The organism is Tardiphaga sp. 285_C5_N1_2 (assembly GCF_052076065.1).
In the GTDB taxonomy this organism is placed as follows: Bacteria; Pseudomonadota; Alphaproteobacteria; order Rhizobiales; family Xanthobacteraceae; genus Tardiphaga; species Tardiphaga robiniae.
Map to the genome: position 1 here is coordinate 4,346,995 of NZ_CP197241.1, position 25,379 is coordinate 4,372,373.

23 protein-coding genes are annotated in these 25,379 nt (G+C 62.2%); 16 read left to right on the forward strand and 7 right to left on the reverse strand.

The features are described from left to right. Position 1 precedes the first annotated feature (1 nt). A complete protein-coding gene (locus AB7951_RS20570) occupies positions 2 to 1,441 on the forward strand; it encodes a lipopolysaccharide biosynthesis protein (RefSeq protein ID WP_120289207.1) in 1,440 nt (479 codons plus the stop codon). 13 nt (positions 1,442 to 1,454) lie between these two features. Here AB7951_RS20570 and AB7951_RS20575 read toward each other — a convergent pair whose 3' ends face one another. Beyond that, complete coding sequence (locus AB7951_RS20575; RefSeq protein ID WP_439067377.1) at positions 1,455 to 2,651, reverse strand: endo-1,4-beta-xylanase; 1,197 nt, start codon at positions 2,649 to 2,651, stop codon at positions 1,455 to 1,457. 12 nt (positions 2,652 to 2,663) lie between these two features. Between AB7951_RS20575 and AB7951_RS20580 the strand changes: the two genes are divergently transcribed. The 13 genes from AB7951_RS20580 (at position 2,664) to AB7951_RS20640 (ending at position 15,680) form a co-directional block, all read left to right on the forward strand. Next, the gene (locus AB7951_RS20580; RefSeq protein WP_439067376.1) at positions 2,664 to 3,554 is read left to right on the forward strand and encodes a WecB/TagA/CpsF family glycosyltransferase; all 891 of its coding nucleotides are present in this window, start codon (positions 2,664 to 2,666) and stop codon (positions 3,552 to 3,554) included. Beyond that, positions 3,551 to 4,831 carry a glycosyltransferase gene (locus tag AB7951_RS20585; protein WP_089268067.1) on the forward strand — a complete coding sequence of 427 codons (1,281 nt, stop codon included), beginning with the start codon at positions 3,551 to 3,553 and terminating at the stop codon, positions 4,829 to 4,831. Before AB7951_RS20580 ends, AB7951_RS20585 begins: the two co-directional genes overlap by 4 nt. Before the next feature lie 8 nt (positions 4,832 to 4,839). Then, positions 4,840 to 6,030, forward strand: a complete 1,191-nt coding sequence (locus AB7951_RS20590) for a glycosyltransferase family 4 protein (RefSeq protein ID WP_120288777.1) — start codon at positions 4,840 to 4,842, stop codon at positions 6,028 to 6,030. Continuing rightward, the gene (locus tag AB7951_RS20595; RefSeq protein WP_199712033.1) at positions 6,027 to 6,434 is read left to right on the forward strand and encodes a hypothetical protein; all 408 of its coding nucleotides are present in this window, start codon (positions 6,027 to 6,029) and stop codon (positions 6,432 to 6,434) included. The genes AB7951_RS20590 and AB7951_RS20595 overlap by 4 nt, the downstream gene beginning before the upstream one ends. Positions 6,435 to 6,453: 19 nt before the next feature. Next, positions 6,454 to 6,849, forward strand: coding sequence for a hypothetical protein (locus AB7951_RS20600; RefSeq protein WP_120288776.1), 396 nt, complete (start codon positions 6,454 to 6,456; stop codon positions 6,847 to 6,849). A gap of 252 nt (positions 6,850 to 7,101) precedes the next feature. Further along, positions 7,102 to 8,262, forward strand: coding sequence for an acyl-CoA dehydrogenase family protein (locus AB7951_RS20605; protein WP_120288775.1), 1,161 nt, complete (start codon positions 7,102 to 7,104; stop codon positions 8,260 to 8,262). Positions 8,263 to 8,624: 362 nt separating this feature from the next. Then, positions 8,625 to 9,632: an ABC transporter substrate-binding protein gene (locus AB7951_RS20610; RefSeq protein ID WP_439062544.1), complete on the forward strand. Its 1,008-nt coding sequence runs from the start codon at positions 8,625 to 8,627 to the stop codon at positions 9,630 to 9,632. A 1-nt stretch (position 9,633) separates the two neighbouring features. Next, positions 9,634 to 10,449, forward strand: a complete 816-nt coding sequence (locus tag AB7951_RS20615) for an ABC transporter ATP-binding protein (protein WP_120288773.1) — start codon at positions 9,634 to 9,636, stop codon at positions 10,447 to 10,449. Beyond that, on the forward strand, positions 10,442 to 11,266 hold the full coding sequence (locus AB7951_RS20620; RefSeq protein ID WP_120288772.1) for an ABC transporter permease: 825 nt from the start codon (positions 10,442 to 10,444) through the stop codon (positions 11,264 to 11,266). The genes AB7951_RS20615 and AB7951_RS20620 overlap by 8 nt, the downstream gene beginning before the upstream one ends. Before the next feature lie 213 nt (positions 11,267 to 11,479). After that, entirely contained in the window at positions 11,480 to 12,412 is a 933-nt protein-coding gene (locus tag AB7951_RS20625; RefSeq protein WP_439062726.1) for a sulfonate ABC transporter substrate-binding protein, read from the forward strand. Further along, positions 12,409 to 13,569 (forward strand): FMNH2-dependent alkanesulfonate monooxygenase, encoded by a 1,161-nt coding sequence (ssuD, locus tag AB7951_RS20630; protein ID WP_120288770.1) that lies wholly within the window; start codon positions 12,409 to 12,411, stop codon positions 13,567 to 13,569. The genes AB7951_RS20625 and ssuD overlap by 4 nt, the downstream gene beginning before the upstream one ends. A gap of 59 nt (positions 13,570 to 13,628) precedes the next feature. Further along, positions 13,629 to 15,020 (forward strand): LLM class flavin-dependent oxidoreductase, encoded by a 1,392-nt coding sequence (locus tag AB7951_RS20635; protein WP_120288769.1) that lies wholly within the window; start codon positions 13,629 to 13,631, stop codon positions 15,018 to 15,020. A gap of 57 nt (positions 15,021 to 15,077) precedes the next feature. Next, the gene (locus AB7951_RS20640) at positions 15,078 to 15,680 is read left to right on the forward strand and encodes an alpha/beta hydrolase (RefSeq protein ID WP_120288768.1); all 603 of its coding nucleotides are present in this window, start codon (positions 15,078 to 15,080) and stop codon (positions 15,678 to 15,680) included. A gap of 28 nt (positions 15,681 to 15,708) precedes the next feature. Here the strand turns inward: AB7951_RS20640 and AB7951_RS20645 are convergent, their stop codons facing one another. From AB7951_RS20645 to AB7951_RS20660, 4 genes are read right to left on the reverse strand one after another with little or no spacing between them, the layout of a single operon-like run. Beyond that, positions 15,709 to 17,478 carry a dipeptide ABC transporter ATP-binding protein gene (locus tag AB7951_RS20645; protein WP_439066192.1) on the reverse strand — a complete coding sequence of 590 codons (1,770 nt, stop codon included), beginning with the start codon at positions 17,476 to 17,478 and terminating at the stop codon, positions 15,709 to 15,711. Further along, positions 17,475 to 18,389, reverse strand: coding sequence for an ABC transporter permease (locus tag AB7951_RS20650; RefSeq protein WP_120288766.1), 915 nt, complete (start codon positions 18,387 to 18,389; stop codon positions 17,475 to 17,477). Before AB7951_RS20650 ends, AB7951_RS20645 begins: the two co-directional genes overlap by 4 nt. Next, a complete protein-coding gene (locus AB7951_RS20655; protein WP_089268077.1) occupies positions 18,386 to 19,303 on the reverse strand; it encodes an ABC transporter permease in 918 nt (305 codons plus the stop codon). Before AB7951_RS20655 ends, AB7951_RS20650 begins: the two co-directional genes overlap by 4 nt. Before the next feature lie 8 nt (positions 19,304 to 19,311). Next, positions 19,312 to 20,931, reverse strand: coding sequence for an ABC transporter substrate-binding protein (locus AB7951_RS20660; RefSeq protein ID WP_120288765.1), 1,620 nt, complete (start codon positions 20,929 to 20,931; stop codon positions 19,312 to 19,314). A 296-nt stretch (positions 20,932 to 21,227) separates the two neighbouring features. On the opposite strand from AB7951_RS20660, the gene AB7951_RS20665 reads away from it, so the two are divergent. Further along, entirely contained in the window at positions 21,228 to 22,565 is a 1,338-nt protein-coding gene (locus AB7951_RS20665) for an LLM class flavin-dependent oxidoreductase (protein WP_120288764.1), read from the forward strand. Between the two features lie 64 nt (positions 22,566 to 22,629). Here AB7951_RS20665 and AB7951_RS20670 read toward each other — a convergent pair whose 3' ends face one another. After that, positions 22,630 to 23,472 (reverse strand): CmcJ/NvfI family oxidoreductase, encoded by an 843-nt coding sequence (locus AB7951_RS20670; protein ID WP_439062542.1) that lies wholly within the window; start codon positions 23,470 to 23,472, stop codon positions 22,630 to 22,632. A 368-nt stretch (positions 23,473 to 23,840) separates the two neighbouring features. On the opposite strand from AB7951_RS20670, the gene AB7951_RS20675 reads away from it, so the two are divergent. Continuing rightward, positions 23,841 to 24,044 (forward strand): hypothetical protein, encoded by a 204-nt coding sequence (locus tag AB7951_RS20675; protein ID WP_089268080.1) that lies wholly within the window; start codon positions 23,841 to 23,843, stop codon positions 24,042 to 24,044. A gap of 141 nt (positions 24,045 to 24,185) precedes the next feature. Here AB7951_RS20675 and AB7951_RS20680 read toward each other — a convergent pair whose 3' ends face one another. Then, positions 24,186 to 25,259, reverse strand: a complete 1,074-nt coding sequence (locus tag AB7951_RS20680) for an LLM class flavin-dependent oxidoreductase (RefSeq protein WP_120288762.1) — start codon at positions 25,257 to 25,259, stop codon at positions 24,186 to 24,188. Positions 25,260 to 25,379 lie beyond the last annotated feature (120 nt).

Here is a 25,379-nt window from a genome sequence, read left to right on the forward strand (position 1 = left end):
CATGCTGCTGAAGCGCACGATCCTTTATCTTCCCGCTCAGATCGTCGGACCAATGTTCCAGCTGGTCGCGATGATCGTGTGGACCCATGTGGTCAACGAGCATACGCTGGGTGTGATCACGCTGATCACGGCAACGCATGAGCTGCTGCAGATCGCGTTCCTCGCCTGGTGGTCGCAATATGCGCTGCGTTTCTTCGGTCGCTATCAGGATGGCGAACAGGCCGAACGCTTCTATCGCACCGAAAATGTCGTCATTCTTGTTTCACTGGTGCTGCAGAGCGCCGCCGTGATCGGCGTGCTCTATACGGTCATCGCGACTGACACCAACCCGGCGCTGCTCGGAGCGACCGTCGCTTACGTCATCAGCCGCTCGCTCAATCTCTATATCGCCGAACGCGCCCGGGTCCGGCACCAGATCGGCGTCTACTCGATCCAGCAGATCGTCGGACCGTCGATCGGCTTCATTCTTGGCCTGGTACTCATCAAGCTGATTGGTCCGTCGCCAGAATGGCCACTGCTGGGCTATGCCGCCGCGCAGCTCTTTGCCGCTTTGGTCGTGCTGCCCCATGTCGGCTACAGCCGCCGTTTATGGCCGATCGATCGCGAGATCATTCGCCATGCGGTGAGCTACGGCATTCCGCTGATTATCGGTGGCGCGCTGGGCTGGGTCGGCCTCAATGCGTCGCGCTTTATCGTCAACGACATGCTCGGCGTTGCCGCCGCCGGTCTCTTTGCCGTTGGTTATGGTCTGGGCCAACGCGCCGCGGCAGTGGCCGCGATGCTGGTGACGGCAGCGGCTTTCCCGCTGGCGGTCAAGAGCATGGAGCAAGGCGGCAGCAAGGCTGCGATGCGCCAGCTTGCCGATAACAGTGCACTGCTCATCGGCATTCTGGCGCCGAGCATTGCGGGCATTTTCCTGCTACGAGCCGAGATCGTGCACCTGCTGATCGCCACGCCGTTTCAGCAGGTGACGCTGGCAATTCTGCCTCTCTCGGCCCTGGCCGGTTCGATCCGCAACATCCGTGCCCATTTCGGCGATCAGGTGTTTCTCCTGCACAGCAAGACACAGCTGATGATCGTGGTCTCCAGCATCGACGCGCTGGTGACGATCGTGGCGAGCTTCATCTGTATCCACTATTGGGGACTCGTCGGTGCGGCCGGCGCGACAGTGCTCTCCGCCATTGCCGCAGCGCTGGTCAGTTTCATCATCGGTTTTTCGAAATTCGGCCTGACCCTGCCCTGGGCGCATCTCGCCCGCATCGTCCTCGCAACCGGGGCCATGGCGGCACTGCTGACGCAACTGCCCGAAGCGCCCAACCATGTCTTACTGGCAGCACATGTCGCCGCAGGCGCGGCGATCTACGTGTTGGTCCTTGCCATCCTTTACGGGCCGACGTTGCTTCGGATGCTGCGCCGGCAACCGCAACTCTCGGAGCTCTAATGTCGTGAAATCGTCACGACCGTTTGGCGGTCTCCAGCGCACGGGCCATTGCGTACCACAGCGGCTTTTTTTGCATGTTCTCATCGAACGGCAGCGGCCGTGGCAGTCGTTCTGCGAGAGGATTCTTCTTTCTCGCGGCGTCCGTATAGAATGAATAGTGATCGGACAGCTGCCACGCGATCACGGCCTTGACCGCCGGGACCTGTAGCACCGTCTCGAGGAATTTCCCGCCGGTCTCCGCGATCATCTTGTCGCGCGTGGCTACATCATCCGGGAACGTGTCGTCACGGACATCGAATTCGGTGATGTAGATGTCGACCTTGCGTTCGGCGAGCGCGTGGGCGAATTCCAGAAACCGCTGGGGATCATGCGGATAGCGCGGCTGCAAGTGGCCCTGCAGGCCGACGACATCAAGCCGGACGCCGGCATGCTGCAATTCATCGACCAAACGCAACAGTCCGGTGCGTACCGCGAGACCGACATCGTCATCGCGTTCCGCCTGTGCCTCATTGAGCACAAGTTTAGTCTTCTTATCCACAGCACCGGCCCGCGCGAAGGCGCGCCTGATATAATCAGTGCCAAAGGCATCGTACCACGGGCCAAGGCGATAGCCGCCGGGTGCCTTGTGACCGGGCCAGAACGGCTCATTCACGACGTCCCATGACTGCAATTGGCCGGCATAGCGCCCGGCGACTTCATCGATATAACTATCGAAGAAAGCTTGTCGCTCGGAATTGCTCATGGACTTGATCCATTGCGGAACCCATTCGTTCCAGATCAGACAATGACCGCGCATGGGAATGCGATTACTCGCACAAAATTGTAGCAATCGATCGGCGCTCTCGAATCGCTTCGGACCCGCCATCGGCGCAAGCGTGCCCATTTTCAGAGCGATGTCCGTCGTTATAATTTTCGTCTGTGTTGTGTAAAGCTCACGATATCCGACATCCTTGTCGATCACCGGCCCCGCAGCCGCGCCAAACATCAAGCCATTTTTTGCCGCAATTGTACCAAGGCTCTGCATTTGAGTCGCGCCGAGTGCATGTTGTTGCATAGCGACTGTCGCACCGGCGATGACTGCGAGCGACTTTCTCCTTGAACATTCGAACATATCCACTCTCCATCGATTCAAAATCGTGACTGCTATCTTTTCCATATTGCGCGACAGCATCGCCATCGTTGCGTCGCAATAGTTCGTTTTGATGTCCATGACGTCGGGGAGATGATTTTCGACTCACTTTTCTTTGCTGCATCGGCAGCAAGCAGGTGTGCACTTCGTTCAAGCGTACCTCGGCTACATCGTCATCAGGGGACCGACATGTCGAAGACGCAGGCGCCACACGCCAAAAATCTCACCGTTGACGGAGTCACCGTGAACGTTTCATCGCTCGATGAAGCCGTTTTATCGATCGTAGAAGCGGCCGAACGCGGCGATAACTTCAGTGTATGCACGCTCAATCTCGATCATGTCGTACATCTGCAACAAAAGCCCGACTTTCGCGCGGCCTACCGGCGCGCACGCTTCGTGACTGCGGATGGCTTTCCGATCGTCGTTCTCAGTCATCTGCTCGGCAAACCTATTTCACGAACAACCGGTGCTGATCTTGCCGCTCCCTTGTGCGAAGCTGCAGGCAAGAAGGGGCTTCCCATCTTTCTGTTCGGTTCCGACAGGCCAACGCTGGACAAGACTGCAGCAGAATTGCGCAAGCGATATCAGGGCTTGCAGATCGTCGGCACCTTCGCGCCTGGTCGCAACTTCGAGGCCTATTCATCGGAAGCCGATACAGCGATTGCACAGATCCGCGCATCCGGTGCAAAGCTCTGCTTCCTCGCGCTGGGCGCGCCACGACAGGAAGTGTTTGCGTCGCGCTGTATCGATGAGTTGGACGGGACGGGCTGCCTGTGTTTCGGCGCGGCGCTGGACTTCATCGCAGGTACACAGGTTCGCGCACCGATGTTCACCCAACGTGCCGGTCTCGAATGGGCCTGGCGCATGTTGCGGGATCCGCGCCGCCTTGGGCCCCGTTACGCACGCTGCGCTGCCGCCGTGCCACGTTTGATCGCCAGTACGCTTCCACAAATCCTGAACGCTCGCATGAGGAAAGCCGCATGACCTCGACACTCACTCTGGGTCTTCGCGCCCGGAACGCCGCGCCGGCCAAGCAACGCTACCAGATCTGCCTCATCCACCCCTTCGATCCGCGCGGCCAAAAGGTGGGTGGGCTAGAGACCTATATCCGCGACTTCATCACCTTCCATCCCACGGACACGGACATCCTGTTCGTTGGCGTGGATTCGATCGGCGACCTCAAGCTCGGCGAAGTGCGACGGCTGACTTTCCGCGGGCGCGACTTCGACTTTCTCCCGATCCTGCACTATTCCGACCAGCAGGCCCGAGAGGCCGCGCGCACCATCCGCTCATCACTCACCGGCCAGTTCTTCATGGCGTTGCTGCGCTATTTCGGACCGGTGTCGCGCTTGATCCGCGAGCGCGGCTGCACGGTTGATCTGCGCCGCGTCGAATTTTCCTGGCTGCCGACGCTGCTGCGCCGCCCCTTCATCCAGATGCTGCATGGCGAGGGCGCGCCGAAGCTGCAGATGGATTCGCTCCTCAAGAAGTATTCGTTCGTGCACAATATCGGCGAGCGTTTCGCGGTCACGACCAGCGCAAAATTTCTGTGCGTGAATCCGTTCATCACCGAACGGCTGCAAAAGACCTATCCCGGCCAGAGCGGCAAGATCGATACGCTGTGGACCTGGGTCAACACCGACATCTTCAAGCCACAACCATTTCCGGCGATGACCGAGCCGTTCCGAATCATCTTCGCGGGACGCCTTGACGAGTTCAAGGATCCGCCGTTGATGTTCAGCACCATCGCCCGCCTGCGCGAGCGGCTGCATGGCCATCTCGAATTCCATTATATCGGGACCAGCGATCCGCATCGCTTTGCCGAATTCGCCGCGATCGAAGACATCACGATCCGGCACGGCTTCAAGGACGCTGTCGGCATGGCCGCAACACTGGCCAATGCCCACGCAGGCATCTTGACGTCGGAATTCGAAGGCATGCCGCGCTGCGTGCTCGAGACGCTTGCGGTCGGCCGCCCGGTCGTCGCGGTGCACCTGCCGCAACTGGAGTCAGTAATTCATGATGGCGAGAGCGGCTATCTCATTTCCCGCAGCCCATCTCGCGACGAGATGATCGAGAACTTGGCCCAACGTTTCCTCGATACCCGCGATGCGATCGGCACCGGCGAGATCAACCCGGTGCAGGTTGCCAGCGCGATCGATAATTTCACACCGGCGACACAGTTGGCGCGCGTCTTTACCTATCACCAGGACATCCAGAACGCGCGCAACATGACGATGACGCCCTCCGCGGCACACTGAGGCTATCTGTGAATATCCTGTTGCTATCGAGCGAATATGCTCCCGCACGCGGCGGGATAGGTACCTACGCCCACGAGATCGCATTGGCTGCAACGCAGCTCGGCGCGCGGGTGACGCTGGTCGCTCCCGATTACGCACAGGATATGTCAGCCGACGATCGCGCCATGCCCTTCGCAATCCACCGCTTCAGCGGCGGATTGCATTCGGCGCGCGATCTGCCTGCCAAGATCATGCTGGCGCGCAGCCGCATTGGTACGGCTCCGTTCGATGTGGTGCATGCCGCCGACTGGCCATTCTTCATTCCGGTCGCACTCGCGCGCGGCCGCACGCCGGCGCGGATGCTGATGACTGTGCATGGTACAGAGATCAATGAGACGCAGACGCCACTGAAGCGGCTGGCGATCCGCTTCAGTGGCGTGTTCGGGCCACGCACCGAGGTCGCAGCCAATAGCAACTTCACACGCGAGCTGTTCCGCAAAAGATTCACGATCGACGAACGCCGCATCCATGCCATTCGCCTTGGCGTCTCCGATTTCTGGTCCGGCCGGCGTAGCGACCGCGCTGCCACACGCGCGATCTATGACATTGCGCCCGACCGGATCGTCATGGTCACCGTGGCACGGCTCACGCGGCGCAAGGGACATCATCTCACGCTCGCCGCACTCGCGCAGCTTCCTGACGAATTACGTCAGCGCATCACATGGCTGGTCATCGGTCCGCAAGGAGAAGCTGACTATGTCGATGAGCTTCGCGGCATGATCGCCGCGTCGGACTGCGACATCAGGCTACTCGGCGCGCTATCGAATGAAGAAATTCGCGATATCTACGGTGCGGCGGACTTCTTTTGTCTGACCGGCGTGCCGGATTCGTCCGGCCGCGTCGAAGGCTTCGGTCTCGTCTATCTCGAGGCCGGTGCCACGGGTCTGCCGAGCGTCGCAAGCAATATCGGAGGTGTGCCCGATGCGGTGCTCGCCGGCCAGTCTGGCCTTTTGGTCGCCCCCCGCGTCGACATGATCGCCCATGTGATCCGGCAATTGGCCGAGGACGATGAGCTGCGGGCGCGCCTCGGCGCTGGCGCCGCCGCACATGCGCGTGATCTGTCGTGGGAACGCTGCGCCGCAGAAACCTATGGTTTGAAGCGGCCATCGCCGTCCGAGGATGCCTTGCAAACGGGATCGGAGCTGAGGGCATCGGCATGAAACAGCTCGCTGCCATCATCGCACTGCTCGTACTCACCGCAAGCACCGCGCATGCCGATAATTGCAACAAGAGCCGGGAATATCTGCTCGGCGGCCTTGCAGGCGATCTCACCATGCCGCCACAGGCCTATGAAGGCCTGTTCAAGGTCTGCACCGCGACGGCGACGATGCCGAACGTCAAAGATGCCTACATCCTGAAGGATGGGGCCATCGCGGTGATTCCGAAACAGGACACGGTGGCCGCCACCGCGGCGACGCTGTCGCGATTCTGCGACGCCAACCCCAGAGCCACGCTACGCTTCATCTCCGCCAAGGAGCTCGTGCTAACGAAATCGACATCGGGCATTGTGCAGATGTCGTCAGGCTCCGCAACATCGTGTAAGAAGATCAAAGGTCTCACCTGAGCCAGAGGGAAATGCCGCCATGCTGAAGCGCATCTTTCGCTCCTCGTCCGAGACATTCCGGACCCGCTCGCCGGAGCGCGACCGCATCACCGATGAACGGCTTGTTCTTGCCATTGCGGCGACCATCGACTCCGGCCTGCGCAGCGCAGAATACGAGCATGACGGCCTGAAGCGTCGGCTGGAAGAAGTCATCTCCATCGCCGCAATTGTCGGCGGTAACGAGATCGAGGACGTCAACAGTCAGTCGGATCCGCGGGCGGAACTCCTGCAGAAATCGGACGACGAGATTCGTATCGGCGAAGCACGGCTGCGGACGCTCGAAAACAATATCGAGCATTTCAGATCGCTGAAGCGGGACCTGAGACGGCGTTTCCCGGGCATCAATCTCGATGCCGCCGAGCCGGCGCCGAAATAGCGGTTTTCCACCGATCAAGACCAGCCGATCAAGATTCGACCGACCAGCACGCCATGCGCGGGTCAGTGACGCCACGACACGCTTCACGGTGATCGATGCCTCGTAGCCGAGTTCGATGCGATCGGGCATACTGATCGTGTAAATGCGATCCCTCACCTCGTCGCCGGCCACCACCCGTACCGTGATCGGCCCCGCCTGCCTCAATCCTGCCCCAGGACTTCGCCCAAGGGGGCGACCGGAGTATCTGCTTCCATGACTGATCGCGCCGACGCCATTGCCGCCAGGATCGAGACCTTCATTCGCGCCGAAGTCATCCCCTATGAGAAAGATCCGCGGACAGGTGCTCACGGCCCGAGCGACGAACTGGTGCAAGAGCTGCGCGACAAGGCCCGCAAGTCCGGCGTGTTGACCCCGCATATTCTTGCGGATGGGTCGCATCTGACGCAGCGCGAAACGGCAAAGGCCCTGATCAAATCCGGTCTTTCGCCGCTGGGTCCGCTTGCCTGCAACACGATGGCGCCCGATGAGGGCAATATGTACCTGCTCGGCAAGGTCGGCACAGCCGAACAGAAGACGCGTTTTCTGGAACCGCTGGCGTCGGGCAAAGCACGTTCGGCATTCTTCATGACCGAGCCGGCAGACGAAGGCGGCGCTGGCTCCGATCCGTCGATGATGCAGACCACCTGCAAACTCGATGGCAATCACTGGGTCATCAACGGGCGGAAGAAGTTCATCACCGGCGCGGAAGGCGCCAAGGTCGGGATCGTCATGGCGAAGTCCGATAACGGCGCCTGCATGTTCCTCGTCGATCTGCCAGATCCTGCGATCCGCACCCTGCGCGTGCTGGATACGATCGACAATTCGATGCCCGGCGGCCATGCAGAGATCGAGATCGAAAACCTGCGTGTCCCGGCAGACCAGATGCTTGGCGCGTCAGGCGACGGTTTCAAATACGCACAGATCCGCCTCAGCCCGGCGCGCCTGTCGCATTGCATGCGTTGGCTGGGTCTTGCGATCCGCGCCAACGAGATCGCGACCGACTATGCCTGTCGTCGCCATGCGTTCGGAAAGGCCCTGATCGATCACGAAGGCGTCGGCTTCATGCTGGCGGAAAACCTGATCGATCTCAAACAGTCGGAACTGATGATCGACTGGTGCGCGGACGTGCTCGACACCGGCTCGCTCGGCACGGCCGAAAGCTCGATGGCCAAGGTCGCCGTGTCGGAAGCGCTGATGCGGATCGCCGACCGTTGCGTGCAGGTGATGGGCGGCACCGGCGTTTCCGGCGAAACCATCGTCGAACAGGCCTTCCGCGAGATCCGCGCCTTCCGCATCTATGACGGCCCGACCGAAGTCCACAAATGGTCGCTCGCCAAGAAGATCAAGCGCGACTGGAAGACGCAGCAGCAATGACGCGCGCGGCGAAAGCGTGACTGTTTGATTGAGTGCTGCGACCATTCAGGATGGCGTCAGGAGGTCGATGGCCATCCTGAGGCGGCGCACGGGCGCCGAAATTGCCAGACGCCTCGCTTGAGACAGCCCCCCATCAGCAATCCCTGCCCTGAAACTGCTGGCCGACAGGTCAATGACGTTCTCTCGTACAAGCAATTCCGAGAAAAACTCTCCTATATCCACCGTCGTGCCAGCAGGCTTCTTCTGAACATGATGGCGATGCATCTACACGCTGGACGCATTGCCTGATTTCCTGAAGTGTAGTTGCAACTTCTCCAAAGCGCACACTTATGCCGCATCAGCAGGCACCGAAGAGACATATCATGAAGACAGCAAAATTTCTGCACGTCGGCGCGCTCGCATTGGGCTTTGTCGCGGCGAACATGCAAGGCGTTCGGGCTGAGACGGCCCAACTCCGCATCGCGCAGCAATTCGGGATCGCCTATCTCCCGCTCATCGTCGCGAGCGAACGAGGCTTGATCGAGGAAGAAGCCAAGGCGCTTGGCATCACGCCGCCGAAGATCGAATGGCTGCGGCTCTCGGGCGCCGCATCGATGAACGAAGCACTGATTTCCGGCGGGCTGGATTTCGCGACCGCCGGCATCACGCCAATGATCCTGACCTGGGACAAGACGCGAACCACCGCCAAGATCATCGGCGTCGCCGCCTTGGGATCGATGGCCAATATCCTCACCACCAACAATCCGAACGTCAAGACACTGGCCGACTTCACCGAGAAGGACCGCATCGCGCTGCCGTCAGTCAAGGTCGGTTTCCAGCCGATCGTGCTGCAGATGGCGGCCGACAAGGCGTTCGGCAAATACGACAAGCTCGACGAGCTCACCGTCAGCATGCCGCATCCGGACGCAACGGCGCAGATCCTTTCAGGTCGCTCCGAGATCACAGCACACTTCACCTCACCGCCGTTCTCGCAACAGCAACTCGCCAGCGGCAAGGTGCACCAAGTGCTGAACAGCTACGACGTGCTCGGCGGCCCGCATACTTTCAACGTGGTCTATGCCACCACAAAATTCGTCAACGACAATCCGAAGACGATCCAGGCCTTCGTGCGCGGGCTCGACCGCGCCAATGACTGGATCAAGGCCAATCCGAAGGAAGCCACTGCGCTTTACATCAAGGCGGAAAACTCGAAGCTTGCGCCGGATTTCGTCGAGAGCATCATCCGCGACAAGAACATCAACTTCACCACGATTCCCGAAGGTGCGCAGAAATTCGCCGACTTCGAAGCCAAGGTCGGCCTCATCAAGCAGGCACCGGCGTCGTGGCGGGATCTGTTCTGGTCCGGCCTGGGCGAAAAGCCGGGAAGCTGACGTGAACGTCGCGCCGCGATCGGCTGACTTCATCGGTGGCGCCGCAACGGCGCCGCTGCTGGTGCTGGATCATGTCAGTATCAGCTATCCCACCCGCGACGGCATCCTCACGGCTGTCGAGGATGTCAGCTTCACACTGTCGGCCAGCGAGCGGCTGGTGCTGCTCGGCCCGTCCGGCTGCGGCAAGTCCACGCTGCTGCGTACCGTCGGCGGTTTTTTGAAGCCCAGCGCCGGCGAGATCCGGCTACACGGGCGGCGCATCGATGCGCCTGGCCCCGATCGTATGACGGTGTTTCAGGAATTCGACCAGTTGCTGCCGTGGCGCACGGTGCTGGGAAATGTCCGCTACGCGCTGGAGCGCGGCAAGTCGCTGCCGCGCCGGCAGGCGGAGGATGTCGCGCGTCATTGGCTCGGACGGGTTGGGCTGAAGAATTTCGTCGACGCCTATCCGCATACGCTGTCAGGCGGCATGAAGCAGCGCGTCGCCATCGCCCGTGCCTTCGCGCTCGAGCCTGCATTGCTCTTGATGGACGAGCCGTTTGCGGCACTGGATGCGCTGACGCGCCGGCAAATGCAGGACGAACTGCTGAAGCTGTGCGAGGAGACCGGCAGTACAACCCTGTTCGTCACCCATGGCATCGACGAGGCAATCCGCGTCGGCACCCGCATCCTCGCACTAACGCCGCATCCCGGCCGGCTGGCCGCGACATTCGACGTGCCGCCCGACACCCGCATCCGCGGCACCGCGCGCTTCGCCGAGCTGGAACGACAGATCCAGCAGAGCGTTTTCGCCGATCCGGAAACCGAACATGTCTGATATCGCTGCGCCGAAACTGGTGCGCGCGCCCGCTTTACGGCGCGTGTTCGATGGTACGCCGTGGCGCCGTGCCGTGATCCTCGCGGGCTTCGCGCTGATCTGGGAGCTCTATGCACGCTGGCTGGACAATGCGCTGCTGCTGCCGACCATGGGCGCGACTTTGTCGGCGCTGTGGGCGGCTATCGTCTCCGGTGAACTGCCGGACCGCACCCTGACGTCGCTGCGCGTCCTGATCACCGGCTATGCGCTGGGCGTCGCCGTCGCCGCGGCGCTCACGACCCTCGCCGCGCTGTCGCGCTGGGGCAACGAGGCGCTCGGGCTGCTGACATCCATGTTCAATCCACTTCCGGCCATCGCGCTGCTGCCCGTTGCATTGCTGTGGTTCGGCATCGGCACGCCGAGCCTGATCTTCGTCATCGTCCATTCGGTGCTGTGGCCGGTGGCGCTGGCCTGCTATGGCGGCTTCCTCGCCGTGCCGCCGACGCTGCGGATGGCTGGCCGCAATCTCGGCCTGTCCGGCGGCCGTTTCGTGGTGGAGATCCTGGTGCCCGCGGCCTTCCCGCAGATCCTGTCGGGCCTGCGCATCGGCTGGGCCTTCGCATGGCGGACGCTGATCGCTGCCGAACTGGTATTCGGCGTCAGCGCACGCTCCGGCGGTCTGGGCTGGTTCATCTACACCAGCCGCGCACAGTTGGAGACGGCCAGCGTGTTCGCGGGACTGCTCACGGTCATCCTGATCGGCCTCATCGTCGAAGGCGTGATCTTCCGGACGCTGACGCGGATTACCGTTCAGCGCTGGGGCCAGGAGCAGGCCTGAGCGAGCAATCTGCGGCGGCAATGCCAGGGGCACAACGTTCTCCGGATGGCGGCATTGTGCAGAGCGATCAACCCATGATCGTCCTGGTTTTTGGAATTCCCCAGATCGCCTGCTTGGGACTCTAATGCATCATCAGTGATGGTGCCTTTCACACCCCAATGCAGGACAACGACAATGCATGCCAGACGAATGATCTTGAAAGCCGCCATCGCCATGGGTCTCGGCGTGGCCGTCGTCTCCGCTCCCGCGCTGATCGGTTCCGGATCAGTACACGCGCAGGAGAAGACCGTCCGGATTGGCTTCCAGAAATACGGCAAGCTGGTTCTGCTGAAGAGCAAAGGCAGCCTTGAGCCACACCTGAAGGCACTTGGCTGGAACATCAAGTGGACGGAGTTTTCGGCAGGCCCCGCGCTGCTGGAAGCGATCAATGTCGGTGCGCTCGATTTCGGCAACACCGGCGAGGCGCCGCCGATCTTCGCGCAGGCCGCCGGCGCACCGATCCGCTATGTCGCCTACGAGCCGCCAGCGCCCAAGGGCGAAGCGATCCTGGTGCCGAAAGGTAGTCCGATCAAATCGGTCGCCGAGCTGAAGGGGAAAAAGGTCGCGCTCAACAAGGGCTCCAACGTTCACTATCTCCTCGTCAAGGCGCTGGAGAAAGCCAATGTCAAATATTCCGACATCACCCCGGTGTTCCTGGCGCCGGCTGACGCGCGCGCGGCGTTCGAGCGCGGAGCCGTGGATGCCTGGGTGATCTGGGATCCGTTCCAGGCGGCCGCTGAAGCCGCGATCGAGGCGACGGTTCTTGCCGACGGCACCGATACGGTTTCGAACTACCAGTTCTATCTGTCATCGCAGAAATTCCTGGAATCGGATCCCAAGGTGGTCGATGCGATTCTCGAAGGCCTGCGGGAAGTCGACGACTGGGCCAAGACAGACATCAAGGCTGTAGCCGAACAGCTGAGCCCCTCGGTTGGCCTGCCGGTTCCTGTCCTGGAGGTCGCGCTCAAGCGGCAGGCCTACGGGATCAAGCCGATTGATCGCAAGGTCATCACCGAGCAGCAGCAACTGGCCGATACGTTTCTCGCACTCGGACTGATCCCGAAAGCCATTGCCGTAGCCGACGCCGCCGGGACATCCGCACCATGACCGCTGCCGACGACGCTCTCAAGATTCTCTGGTTCCTGCCGACCAGCGGCGATGGCCACTATCTCGGAACCACGGCCGGTGCGCGCGAGGTCGATTTCGACTATCTGCGGCAGATTGCGCGTGCCGCGGACAAGCTCGGCTATTACGGGGCCCTGCTCCCCACCGGGCGCAATTGCGAAGACTCCTGGGTCATCGCATCGGCCATCGCGCCGTGGACGGAACGATTGCGCTATCTCGTCGCCGTGCGACCCGGACTGCAGTCGCCCACAGTGGCGGCACGCATGACTGCCACGCTGGATCGCCTGACCAACGGACGGTTGCTCATCAACATCGTGACGGGCGGCGATTCCGTCGAGAACAAGGGCGATGGCGTGTTCCTCGATCACGACGAACGCTATGAGGTCACCCGTGAGTTTCTGAATGTTTACGGGCGGGAGCTCGCAGGCGAAGCCGTCACTGTCGCGGGCAAGCACATCACGGTCGAAGACGGTCGCATCCTCTACCCGCCGATCCAGACGCCTCATCCGCCGTTCTATTTTGGCGGCTCGTCGGAAGCCGGCATCGATGTCGCCGTCGATACCGTCGACAAGTACCTGACCTGGGGTGAGCCCCCGGCGCAGGTCGCGGAGAAGATCGCACGCGTGCGCGGGATCGCCGAGCAGCGCGGCCGCAAGATCACGTTCGGCATTCGGCTGCATGTCATCGTCCGCCATACCAACGAGGCCGCATGGAAGGCCGCCGACGAACTGATCGAGCATCTTACCGACGACACGATTGCATCCGCGCAGCAGATTCTCGGGCGAATGGATTCCGTCGGCCAGCAGCGCATGTCGCAATTGCACGGCGGCCGGCGCGACCGGCTCGAGGTCAGCCCGAATCTGTGGGCCGGCGTTGGCCTTGTGCGCGGCGGCGCCGGCACCGCGCTGGTCGGCGATCCCGCCACCGTCGCCGCACGCATCCGCGAATATCAGGACCTCGGCATCGATACGTTCATCCTGTCCGGCTATCCGCATCTCGAAGAGGCCTATCGGTTTGCCGAACTGGTATTCCCGCTGCTGTCGCTGCAACAAACCAGCAATGTCCGGCAGTTCCGCGCCAATACCGGACCGTTCGGAGAACCACTCGCCGATCACCGCCGGACGACCGCAAAAGTTTGATGCGTCGCCAGCCTTGATCCCAGCGGCGCAATGACGCCGCGGCATCTGGAGGACACCACGTGACCAAGCAGATTCGCCTCAACGCATTCGCCATGAACTGCGTGGCGCACCAGTCGCCCGGCCTGTGGACGCATCCCGACGATCGCTCCAGCGATTATAATCGCCTGCCCTACTGGCTCGATCTCGCGCGAACGCTGGAACGCGGACGGTTCGACGGACTGTTCCTTGCAGATGTGCTCGGCGTCTACGACGTGTTCGGCGGCAATCCGGACGCGGCATTGCGCAATGCCGCACAGGTGCCGGTCAACGACCCGCTACTGCTGGTGTCGGCGATGGCCGCCGTTACCGAGAATCTCGGCTTCGGCGTGACCTGTACGCTGTCTTACGAGCCGCCCTATCCATTCGCGCGCCGGATGTCGACCCTCGATCACCTCACCGATGGCCGTATCGGCTGGAACATCGTTACCGGCTATCTCGACAGCGCCGCGAAGGGCATGGGCAAGGCCAGCCAGAACGCCCATGACGACCGATACAACGTCGCCGAAGAATATATGGAGGTCGTCTACAAGCTGTGGGAAGGCAGCTGGGAAGACGACGCCGTGCAGCGCGACAAGGCGCGCGGCATCTTCACCGAGCCGTCGCGTGTTCACCGCGTCCAGCATTATGGCGAGAACTACACACTCGACGCCATCCATCTCTCCGAGCCGTCACCGCAGCGAACGCCGGTGCTCTATCAGGCCGGAACGTCGCTGCGCGGAAAACTGTTCGCCGCGCAACACGCCGAATGCGTGTTCATGTCCGGTCCATCCGCAAAGGTGATCGCGCCGCGCGTCGCTGCGATCCGCGCGCTTACGGCAGAGACCGGGCGCGATCCGTCGGAAATCCTGATGTTCAGCATGATGACGGTGATCCTCGGCCGCACCGAGGAGGAAGCCGCCGCGAAACATGCGGAGTATCGTCGCTACATCAACCATGAGGGCGCCCTGACGCTGATGTCCGGCTGGACCGGCGTCGATTTCTCGACCTATGACCTCGACCAGAAGGTGGAGCACGTCCACAACGAGGCCGGCCGCACGGCGATGGACAATATCACCCGCGCCGATCCCGATCGCACCTGGACGGTGCGCGAGGTGGCCGAGCATGTCGGCATCGGCGGCATCGGGCCAATCGTGGTCGGAACGCCCGAACAGGTAGCTGACGCCATCGAGGACTGGGTCGCGCAGACCGACGTCGATGGTTTGAACCTCGCCTTCGCGATCTCGCCCGGAAGCTTCGAGGACATCGTCGATCTGCTGGTTCCGGAACTGACCCGGCGCGGTATCTACAAGAGTGCCTATGCGCCCGGCACGCTTCGCGAAAAACTGTTCGGTGCCGGTCGCGCACGGCTGCAGTCGCCGCATCCAGCCTCCTCGTTCCGCCCCGTGCTGCCATCCGCTATCGCCGCGGAGTAACGACTCGAAGTCGGCCTACCGCTCGGGCTGGCACCAAAGCAGCAGAGGGATCGACGCATGCGAGGCGCTCTGATCATCCCGGGCCTTCACGGCTCGCCGGACGGCCACTGGCAGACCCTGTTGCAGAGCCATACGCCGTTTGCGCGCCGCGTCGAGCAGGACGACTGGGACGCGCCTGTGCTCGATCGCTGGGTGGAGCGACTTCTGTCGAGCGCAGATGCCAATCCCGGCGCGATCGCAGTCGCCCACAGTCTCGGCTGTATCCTCATTGCTCATGCAGCGCTGCGAGTGCCGGACATCAAAATCGGCGGCGCACTTCTGGTCGCACCGGCCGATGTGGAAACGAACACCGACGCATTCCCGCAATTGCGCAACTTTGCACCGATGCCGACGACATCCCTGCCGTTTCCGAGCATTGTCGTTGCCAGCAGCAACGATCCCTTCATGTCGCTGCAGCGGGCGTGCATGCTGGCCGAGAGCTGGGGCTCGGACTTCGTCAATATGGGCGATGCCGGCCACATCAATATCGCGTCGGGCTATGGCGCGTGGCCGGCCGCGCATCACCTGGTCGATGCGCTGGCAGCGAAAGCCGAGACGGCACGGCACCCGCCACGGCCATTCCGAAACCGCACGACCGGCAAACGGGTGCCGGCGCCGTAGAGTATTTCAAGCCGTCTTGTCGTTCCGTTCAAACCGATCGTGCCGTCGAAGGGCCAGCTATCGCCGCATTGGCAGACGAACGCACGAAGGCACTCTCGATCGCGGGGATCGATGACAACAAGGCCCTGGTGTAATCATCGGCCGGGTTGGAAAACACCTGATCGACCGGCCCGGCTTCGACGATCTGCCCGCGGTGAAACACCAGCACGCGATCCGCGATATGCTGGACGACGCCCAGATCGTGCGAGATGAAGAGCAGCGCGGTGCCGAGGCGCGCCTGCAGCTCGCTCAGCAGATCCAGCACCTGCGCCTGGATCGAAACATCCAGCGCCGACACCGGCTCGTCGCACACGATGATGTCCGGCTCCGCTGCCAGTGCACGTGCAATGGAGACTCGCTGCCGCTGGCCGCCCGACAGCGACCGCGGAGTGCGACCGAGATGACCGGCGTTCAGCCCGACCTGCTCGAGCAGCGCGACGATGCGGTCGCGCTTTGCGCGCGCATCGCCGGTCAGGTTTTCGGCAATCACATCAGCGACCCGGTAGCGCGGATCGAAACTGCTGAGGGCATCCTGCGGGATATATTGCAGCCTTGCGCGCAGCGCGCGCCGCTCGGCCTCCGCCACCCCGGACCAGCGCTGCCCGAGCAGGCGCACCTCGCCCTCATCCGGCGCGAGCAATCCGAGCACGACCTTGGCGCAGGTCGACTTGCCAGATCCGGATTCGCCGACGATGCCGACAACCTCGCCGGCCTTCATAGCAAAACCGACCCGATCCAGCGCCGGAAGCGGCGGCTCGCGGCCAGACGTCCGCCGCGATACGTATCGCTTCGATATGCCGTCCACCTGCAGCACCACGGCGTCATCCGATGGCTTGCGGGCCGGAAGCGGCTCGCGGACGATGATAGACCCGTTGGTGCTGCCGCCTTCCGCGCCGGCGACGTCAAACCGGGCGGAGGCGAGCAGATGTCCTTTTGAATCAGCGGATGGGATCGCAGCAAGAAGCTGGCGCGTATAGGGATGGCGCGGACGGCGCAAGACATCCGCCGTAGCTCCGCTGTCCACGATGCGGCCGTCGCGCATCACGATCACCCGATCGGCAATGCCAGCCACAACTGCGAGATCGTGGCTGATCAGCAGCAGTCCGGCGCCTTCCCGCACGCGCTCGGCCAATACGGCCAGTACCTGCGCCTGGACGGTGACATCCAGCGATGTGGTCGGTTCGTCTGCGATGATGAGATCCGGGTCGGCCGCAATGGCCGAGGCGATCAGCGCGCGCTGGCGCAAACCGCCGGAGAGCTGATGCGCATATTGCATAGCCCGGTGTTCGGGATCGGGAATGCCAACCTTGCGCAGCACGTCGGTGACGCGTGCGGCAACTGTGTGTCGCCCACGTAACGTCCGATGCGCGGAGAGCACCTCGCCCACTTCCTGGCCGATGGTGCGTAGCGGATCCAGCGACACCAGCGCATCCTGCATGACAAGGCCGGTGACCGTGCCGCGCAGCTTGCGCCAGTCGGTTTCGCGAAACTGCAACGCATTGCGGCCCTTGATCTGGAATCGATCAGCGTCGACCTCGGCCCCATCGCCGGACAGGTTGAGCAGGCAGCGTGCGGTGATGCTCTTGCCCGATCCGGACTCGCCGACCAAAGCCACGCATTCGCCGCGGCGGATCGTCAGGTCGAAGTTCCTGACGATCGGTGCGCCGCCATTGGCGCCGGCAAAGCCGATCGAGAGGCCCTCGATGTCGATCAGCAAATCGTCGGGTTGTGGAATGACCAGATATGGCTTGTCGGTCATGCCAGCCGCCCTTCGAACCGTTTCTGGATGGCATTGCCGACCAGCGTGAAGGCAATCACCGTCAGCGTGATGGCGAGTCCGGGAAACACGCCGGGCCACCACGCCACGCGCAGCACATCGCGGCTCTCCGCCAGCATCACGCCCCATTCCGGCGTCGGAGGTTGCGGGCCGAGCCCCAGAAAGCTGAGGCCCGACACCGCGAGGATCGTATTGCCGATATAGACCGTCGCGATCACCGGCACCGCGACCAATACATTCGGTAGCACGTGGCGGATGAAGATCTGCCAGCGACCGAGGCCATAGACGACGGCATGCGTCACGTAATCGGCATCGCGCACCAATTGCGTTTGGGCACGGATCACGCGACCGAATTTCGGGATGCCGGCAATGCCCACGGCAATGGCGATGTTGAGCATACCCTGCCCCAGAAACGTGACCACCAGCATCGCCAGCAACACGCCGGGGAATGACGACAGCACGTCGAACACGCGCGACGTCGCCTCGTCGAGGAAACGGTTGCGCTGTCCGGCAAGAATGCCGAGCACGATGCCGAAGGCCAGGCTGATCGCCATACCGCCGAGCCCGATCAACAGCGAATAGCGCGTGCCGTGGATGGTCCGCGCGAACACGTCGCGGCCGAGCCGGTCGGTGCCGAACAGATGCTCCCAGCTCGGCGGCTTCAGCCCCAGAGCATAATCGCCGATCAGCGGATCGAACTGAGTGAAGGCGCGTGGGAATGCCGCGGCCAGAAGCAGCACGAACAGAAACGCCAGAGAGATCGCAAGGCCCGGTGACAGCAATCGCGGCGCGATCACGGCCGCCGTCGTCACCGGTTCCACCGCACCGGGCGGGTTAACCTGCGGGTCAAGCGCGATGGACAGGTCCGCGAGCGGACGGGTTTGCACGTTCATTGCGCCCTCAGTCTCGGATCGATCAGCAAATACAGGATGTCGAGCAGGGTCGACGCGGCGACATGGATGAAAGCGGCCAGCAGCACCACGGCCAGCACCACCGGCACGTCATGGGTCAGCACGGCGCCGAGCGTCACGGTGCCGAGACCAGGACGCCCGAAGACTTTCTCCGTGATCACAGCGCCGCCGAGCAGTCCGCCGATCAGCCAGCCGCCGAGCGTCACCGCCGGCAGCAAGGCATGCCGCAGCACATGGCGTGCGCGGATCACGAGCTCGCCGACGCCGCGCGAACGCACCGTGGTGACGAAGGGCTGATCGAGCGTCTTCTCCATCGCCTCACGCAGCACCTGCGCGAGGAGGCCGGCCGTCGGCAATGCCAGTGTCAGCGACGGCAGCACGATCGACTGCCAGCCACTGGCACCGGACACCGGAAACCAGCGCAGCGTGAAGGAAAACGCCATCAGCAGCAGGATGCCAAGCCAGAACACCGGCGTCGATGCGAATACCAGTTCCAGAAAGGATGCGATCTGGCGCGAGATGCGCCCACGCCCTGCCGTCAGCAGCGCGAGCCCGACTGCGATCACGATGGCCAGAAGCCCGCCGAGCAGCGCAAGCTGCACGGTCGGCATCAGTTGTGATCCCACCACCTCGGTGACGGGCTGACGCAGCACATAGGACGTGCCGAAATCGCCCTGCAGGATGCGCAGAAGAAAATCCAGGTACTGCGCGGGCAGACTGCGATCGAGCCCCCACTCCGCCGCAATCGCCTCGCGCAGCCCTGGATATTCCAGATCGCCCGCCAGGATATCCTGGATGCGGCCCGGCAAGGCGTGCAGCGCCAAGAATGCCGCCGTCACACTCGCCCAGGCCACCACGAGGCTGGTGAGCAATCTGGAAATGATACGAGACCACATGATCTCGTCTACTTCGCCAGCCAGAAGTCATAGGCGCTCGACGGCGAGTCCAAACCCGCCTCAAAGCTCAGCCCGTTGACATTGTTCTTCGCCGCCAGGAACCAGCTCGGAGCGAACATCGGCACGATGAAGGCCTGATCGACGCCGAGCTTCTGGATTTCATCGGTGAGGGCACGCTTCTTCGCCACGTCGGTCGAGCGCAGCGCTTCATCGATCAGACCCGTGATCTGAGGATCCGGATTGGCGATGTTGGAATACAGAAACCCTTTGGAGCCGAGCATGTCCCACAACTCCCGCGCGGGATCCGATGGATTGTCGGTGTTCGGATAGATCGTCCAGTTGCCATTGGCGTTGTTCTTGGCATATTCGCCGGCGGTGATGATGCGCAGGTTGAGATCGAATCCGATATTCTTGCGCAGCGCGGCCTGGATGCCCTGGATCAGCACTTCGCGGTTGTCGCGGACGTAAGGCTGCGGATAGCCGACGTCGATCTTCAGGCGTACGCCGTTCTTGGTGCGGAAGCCTTCGGCGTCGCGGCCGGTCCAGCCGGCTTCGTCGAGCAGCTTGTTGGCGCCCGCAATATTGTTGCCCCATGTACCAACCAGCGCCTTGTTATAGGCTGGGTTGGCCGGCCCGATGATGGACCATGCACGCGGCACGGTGCCGAGATAGACCTGCTTGACCAGCGGCTCGAGATCGAAGCCGTCTCGCAGCGCGCGCCGGACCCGTACGTCATCCGCAGGCGGAATGGTGTAGTTGATGTTAAACGTGAATGACGTGCTGGCGCCGGACGGGCCGGTCAGCAACTTGAACTCGGCCTGATCCGCAAACAGCGCCACGTCGGTCGGCTGCACGCCTTCGATCAGATCGACCTGTCCCGACGTCAGCGCACCGGCCCGCACTGCAGCCTCCGGCAAAAAGCGCAAGGTCACGCGATCGAGATAGGCCGGCCCGCTATGCGCCGCATACCCCGGCCCCCACTTGTAATCCTTGTTGCGCACGAACACCGCCGACTGGCCGCGGCTGTAGCGCTCGAATACGAACGGCCCGCTGCCCGCCAGCAGCGGCCCACCACCGCACAGGTCGCCCTTGGCGAGCGCCTTTGGCGAGATGATGCCCAGTTTGACGTTGGACGTGGACTCCAGGAACGTCGAATCTGGCTGCGTCAAAATGAGCTTGACGACATAGGGCGACACGACTTCGGCGCGATCGAAATATTGCAGCAGCGCGACTGCATTGGTGGCGTTTTCCGGCTTCTTGACGAAATCGTAATTCGCCTTCACCGCCGCCGCGTCGAACTTCTCGCCATCGTGGAAGACGACGTCCTCGCGCAGCTTGTACGTATATTCCTTGCCGTCCGGCGAGATCGACCACTCTGTCGCCAGCCAGGGCGCGAAGGTACCGTCGGTCTTCTTGCCGACCAGCGAGTCGATATAGTTGCGCGCCACGAAAAATGCAGCCTGCTGCGAGGCGCGATGCGGATCGAAGCAGCTCGGCTCGGTCGCAACGCCCCATGTGATGGCACCGCCGGAAACCGGCTTGCCTTCCTGCGCCTGCGCAAGCTGTCCGCCCAGCATGACCGACGCGATGACGATCGCAGTGCGTGGCGAAATACTAATCTTCCTCATTGGGGACCGTCCGTTGGTGTTTTTCACTACCAACCGCAGCAGCAACGTCTCGCATTTTCTGAAGTGATCGATGGCATGGAGTTGCCACTTCATCTGAGCGCTGCAACGCGGTAGCAATTTGTAGCGCGATCTAAATCTGCAATCCGCGCAAAGACAATGCACTTCACGCGATCTCACCGTCGCGACACCAAGTTTGAAAGATCATTCGCGATGCGATGCGATCAGTGGGCTAATGTCATACGCGCAAGCCCAAAGACAACTGGATCGCTCTCCGCCTCGCCCATCAGGAATGCTCCATGAGTGAACGCAAACTGCATCTCAACGTGAACCTGCTCCATTCCGGGGTCTATGCATCGGCATGGCGGCTACCTGACAGCGATCCCGGCGCATTCTACGATGTGCAGCATTATGTGAATGTCGCGAAGATCGCCGAGCGCGGAAAATTCGACGCGATCTTTCTCGCCGACACGCCGGCCATCACCGACCGCATCGACCTGCGGCCGTTTCAATCCATGGAGCCGACCATCGTTCTGGCAAGCGTGGCTGCGGCGACCACGCATATCGGCCTGATCGCCACTGCATCTACGACCTATAACGAGCCATATAACATCGCGCGGCGCTTCGCGACGCTCGACCATGCAAGCGGCGGCCGCGTCGGCTGGAATGCGGTGACCACGGCGGACGCGTCTGCGAGTCGCAATTTCGGCCTGTCGAACGTCCTCGAACACGGCTTGCGCTACGAGCGCGCAAAGGAATTCGCCGAGGTCGTGCACGCGCTGTGGGATAGCTGGGAAGACGACGCCTTTGTCGGCGACAAGGCGACGGCGCGTTTCGTCGATATATCGAAGGTCCACGCCATCGATCATCGTGGCACGCATTATACCGTGGCCGGTGCGCTGACCGTGCCGCGCTCACCGCAGGGCCGGCCGATCACCGTGCAGGCCGGCGGTTCAAGCGACGGCCGCGACCTCGCCGCGGCGCAGGCCGATGCGGTGTTCACGCTGTCGCAATCGATCGAGGACGGCGTCGCCTATGCGCGTGATCTGCGGGCGCGAGCCGTCGCCTATGGCCGCCCGTCGGATTCCATCGTGATCCTGCCGGGCCTCGCGACCATCATCGGCAGCACCGAGGCCGAGGCGCAGCGACGGCAGGATGAGTTGTGGGACCTGGTGCCGATCCAGTACAGCCTGTCGCGGCTCGCAGGAACACTGCATGTCCCGCCCGAGATCCTCGAACTCGACAAGCCATTGCCGGACATCCCACTGCCCGCCAATGCCAATCAGACGATGTTCAAGGGCACCGTTGCCATGGCCCGCAAGGATAATCTGACGGTGCGGCAACTGCTCAAGGCGCTGGGCGGCGGCGTCGGCCATCGCATCATCGTCGGAACGCCCGAGGCGATCGCCGACGATATCGAGGCCTGGTTCAGGGCCGGTGCCGCCGATGGCTTCAACCTGATGCCTGACGTACTCCCGACAGGCCTGGCCGTGTTCGTCGACGAAGTCGTCCCCCTGCTGCAAAAGCGCGGCATCTTCCGCCGCGACTACGAGGGCACCACGCTGCGCGACCACTTCGGACTCGAACGTCCGCCCAGCCGCTATGCAAAGCGTCCCGCAGCGGCCGTCACGGCGTGATAGCACCATAGGTGAATGCTCCCGTCACGATCGGCGGGAGCATTCACGGTCGCTCTAACCTGCCCTATGGCGCGTGGAACACCAGCGCGCGCAGCTCGATGCTCTCGCGCGGCGGCGCATCCGCAGGCGCGGTCGGATCGGCAAAGGCCGTATGCGGAGCGAAACGCGCGACGCCGTCTTTGGTCGAATCATAGCACTTCAACAGCAATATCTCGTCGGGCGTCATATCCGGCACGTAGTACCAGCGATGCTGCGGATTGAATTTCACCGCGTAGGTTTCACCGACCCGGTGCTGATAGACCAGATCCGATCCGACCAGTTCGTCAAAGCGAACGGTCCGCGCATCGGCGACCGCCAGCGGCGAATCCTTCAACGGGCCACGGATCGGACGCCACAGATTGATGATCTGCACGCGGCCCTTGAGCAATTCTTCCGCATCCTCCGGGAGCAGATCGCGGACACGTTGCGGACCCGATCTATCGGTTTGATCGACATGCACCCGGGCGACAGGCTGGCGCGGGCCATCGCCGCGGTCATTGACGCCATCGACGCGCTTGCGCACGGTATGATCGAAGATGAAGACGCGGCCCGCGCCGGTGATGTCTTTCAGCAGCTTCTCGGCTTCGGGATAGTAGACGCCCTTGACGTTCTCATCATCGTAGAAGTCGGAGACCGCGCTGTGCTGGTGCGCCACCGCAAAGCCGTGTTCATCGAGCGACCACTGATCGATGCTCGGTCGCGCATCATGGATCGCAACCGCATGCGGCTCCGGTTCCGCAGTGGAACGCGGTTCGCCGGCCGGAGGATCGAATGTATAGGTACGAGGGCGGCCATTGATCGGCGCCAGGTAGTTCAGGTCCGCGGTGACGAATGCACCGGCCGTGATCTTCTCGTTGAGCAATCCCATGATGGTTCTCCCGATTGACATGGGCTCATCACGCATTTCATGCGGCCCATTTGCTTCAATCTGATCCCGGAGACCCGCCGCGCCAATGGGGCATTTCAAATAAGAACGTCATTTCCCGTCAGCGTGAAAACGGATGATGTGATTTCAGCATCGGTATCGATTGAAGATGTTTGATGTTGTGATCACGATCATCGTGAACGACGTTCGGCGTCGGTGTTCCCGCGCAAGCGGGACATCGCTTGCATCCGCAAGCAATTACGCCTCGTGACCGACGCTCCGAAAGAAGGATTGGAAGCCGTTCGGCCCAACTTTGGAATTCCCAAGCGCGCCGTGTGGAGCGTTAATGAGTGTCTTCAGGAGTCGAATTGATGCCACATCCGCCACGTCTCGCCGTCGCCATCGCAGGTGCTCTCGCGCTTGCGACGGCCGTCGAGACCTATCACGCCGCCCATCAGCCCAATCCTGACATGTCCCGGAATGCTGCAGCCACAGTGACGCCAGCCCAGCAACTCGATCGCGCCCTGCAGGCGCTCCGCCTCGATACAGTCAGAGACAACGCGTCAGCCATGTAGACGGAAGAAGGGACCAAGGCATGTATCTCGGAAAGATGATCGCTTTGGTACTGGGACACGCGACGTTCCTCAGCCTGTTCGTGTGGTGGTTTCGCTAAACGGGGCTCTCGCCTTCCGGCGGGACCGCCTCGCGGTGTCAACTCAACCGCGCGAGGCCTTCAGCAAAGCTGCCTTCCCCTTTACCCGTAGAAAGATTTGCTCGGCAAAGCGCTGCATCTCGCTCTCCAATGGCTGGAATTGCAGCATGAACAACTCGATGCCGGCGGCATGGAATTCGCGAATGCGCGCGGCGACCGTATCGTAGCTTCCCACCAGACCCGCAGCGGTTCCGCCATTGGTGCCCACCCGCGGCGACTTCTGCATCGTCTGCATCATCACGACCTTGGGATCGGTATTGGCACGCTGAATGGCCTTCATCGGCGCGTCCTGCGTGGCGAGCGCCAGCAGACGCTGATGTGCCTGCTCGGCTTCTGCGTCAGTCTCACGCGCGATCACGAAGGCCGACAGGCCGAAACGCAGCGGTGCGCCGGCCCGCGGTCGTGCCGCGACATTGGCGATCAGTGCTGCGACATCGGCCAGCGGCTGGCCGTTGATGAACCAAACATCGCCGTGGGACGCGACCAGTTCGCGCGCCGGCTCCGACTCGCCGCCGACATAGATCGCAGGCCGCGCGCGGTACCGGTCCTTCGGCCGCAGCGCGTAGTCTCGGACATCGAAATTTTCGCCCTTATGCGTCATCCGTTCCCCGCCCATCAGTTGCGCGACGATCGAGATCCATTCCTTGCCATAGGCATAGCGATCGTCATGCTCGGCAAAGCCGATACCGGCCTTCTCCAGCTCGGGCTTATTCCAGGCATTGACCAGATTGAGCGCAAAGCGACCGCGGCTGATATTCTCGATCTGCAGTGCCATCTTGGCGAGTACGACCGGATGGAACAGATAGGGCTTGATCGCCGCAATGATCTCGATCCGGCTGGTCAGCGCAGCCAGCGCTGCTGCAGAACTCCAGGTCTCGAGTTGATCGAGATCTTCCTGATGCGGATTGATGGTGTGCTGCGCGATCAGGGTCGAATCGTAACCCAGCGCCTCGGCCTGCAGGACCAGCGCCTTGTTGCGCTCCCACGACGCATCATACGGCTCTTCAGGATCCTGATGCGCCGCCCGTGGCCCATGCACCGGTGCCCAGACGCCAAATCGAAGAGGATTCGTGCTCATTGTCTGCCTCATATTCACGTCGCTCTCGCTATAAGACGACCCGCACACAACAATGCAAGCACCGCCATGCACTCACGACATCGGCGGCAAAATAGCGCGGATCGAATGAGAAACTTCTTC

Bases quoted from the DNA above. Each gene is read 5' to 3' on its own strand.
- AB7951_RS20645 (WP_439066192.1), bottom strand. From the start codon at position 17,478: ATGACCGACAAGCCATATCTGGTCATTCCACAACCCGACGATTTGCTG.
- AB7951_RS20625 (WP_439062726.1), top strand. From the start codon at position 11,480: ATGGGTCTCGGCGTGGCCGTCGTCTCCGCTCCCGCGCTGATCGGTTCC.
- AB7951_RS20610 (WP_439062544.1), top strand. From the start codon at position 8,625: ATGAAGACAGCAAAATTTCTGCACGTCGGCGCGCTCGCATTGGGCTTT.
- AB7951_RS20675 (WP_089268080.1), top strand. From the start codon at position 23,841: ATGCCACATCCGCCACGTCTCGCCGTCGCCATCGCAGGTGCTCTCGCG.
- AB7951_RS20570 (WP_120289207.1), top strand. From the start codon at position 2: ATGCTGCTGAAGCGCACGATCCTTTATCTTCCCGCTCAGATCGTCGGA.
- AB7951_RS20620 (WP_120288772.1), top strand. From the start codon at position 10,442: ATGTCTGATATCGCTGCGCCGAAACTGGTGCGCGCGCCCGCTTTACGG.
- AB7951_RS20640 (WP_120288768.1), top strand. From the start codon at position 15,078: ATGCGAGGCGCTCTGATCATCCCGGGCCTTCACGGCTCGCCGGACGGC.
- ssuD (WP_120288770.1), top strand. From the start codon at position 12,409: ATGACCGCTGCCGACGACGCTCTCAAGATTCTCTGGTTCCTGCCGACC.
- AB7951_RS20600 (WP_120288776.1), top strand. From the start codon at position 6,454: ATGCTGAAGCGCATCTTTCGCTCCTCGTCCGAGACATTCCGGACCCGC.
- AB7951_RS20575 (WP_439067377.1), bottom strand. From the start codon at position 2,651: ATGGACATCAAAACGAACTATTGCGACGCAACGATGGCGATGCTGTCG.
- AB7951_RS20665 (WP_120288764.1), top strand. From the start codon at position 21,228: ATGAGTGAACGCAAACTGCATCTCAACGTGAACCTGCTCCATTCCGGG.
- AB7951_RS20585 (WP_089268067.1), top strand. From the start codon at position 3,551: ATGACCTCGACACTCACTCTGGGTCTTCGCGCCCGGAACGCCGCGCCG.
- AB7951_RS20655 (WP_089268077.1), bottom strand. From the start codon at position 19,303: ATGTGGTCTCGTATCATTTCCAGATTGCTCACCAGCCTCGTGGTGGCC.
- AB7951_RS20605 (WP_120288775.1), top strand. From the start codon at position 7,102: ATGACTGATCGCGCCGACGCCATTGCCGCCAGGATCGAGACCTTCATT.
- AB7951_RS20650 (WP_120288766.1), bottom strand. From the start codon at position 18,389: ATGAACGTGCAAACCCGTCCGCTCGCGGACCTGTCCATCGCGCTTGAC.
- AB7951_RS20660 (WP_120288765.1), bottom strand. From the start codon at position 20,931: ATGAGGAAGATTAGTATTTCGCCACGCACTGCGATCGTCATCGCGTCG.
- AB7951_RS20680 (WP_120288762.1), bottom strand. From the start codon at position 25,259: ATGAGCACGAATCCTCTTCGATTTGGCGTCTGGGCACCGGTGCATGGG.
- AB7951_RS20670 (WP_439062542.1), bottom strand. From the start codon at position 23,472: ATGGGATTGCTCAACGAGAAGATCACGGCCGGTGCATTCGTCACCGCG.
- AB7951_RS20595 (WP_199712033.1), top strand. From the start codon at position 6,027: ATGAAACAGCTCGCTGCCATCATCGCACTGCTCGTACTCACCGCAAGC.
- AB7951_RS20580 (WP_439067376.1), top strand. From the start codon at position 2,664: ATGATTTTCGACTCACTTTTCTTTGCTGCATCGGCAGCAAGCAGGTGT.